The organism is Xenorhabdus beddingii, assembly GCF_002127545.1.
Lineage (GTDB): Bacteria > Pseudomonadota > Gammaproteobacteria > Enterobacterales > Enterobacteriaceae > Xenorhabdus > Xenorhabdus beddingii.
Genome location: NZ_MUBK01000197.1, coordinates 1 through 277 on the forward strand (window position 1 = coordinate 1; position 277 = coordinate 277).

The window sequence follows — 277 nt, forward strand, 5'->3', positions numbered from 1 at the left end:
ATTCAGCAAACAATGACGCATCAGGGTGCGCTTGAACTGAAACGGCGTCTGGCAGTCATTCGGGCATTCATTCAGCAAATAATCCACAGGGTGATCACTGAGCCACTCGCGGGATTCTTTGCCGTGCTGGTGCTGTACCCGATAGAGGTAACAAGGCATGGTGGCGACGGCTTCGCTAATCACCGTGACCGCATTCATCACCGCAGGCAAGCCCTCCGCCGTGGACGGGGAAACATGCTCACCTGATTTGGTGTTAGCCATGCCCGCCAGAGAAAGG

General features: G+C 55.6%; 1 protein-coding gene. It reads right to left on the reverse strand.

Annotated elements, in window-relative coordinates:
* A partial coding sequence (locus Xbed_RS19250) for a phage portal protein (RefSeq protein WP_139837584.1) occupies nt 1-277 on the reverse strand: 277 nt, incomplete at both ends.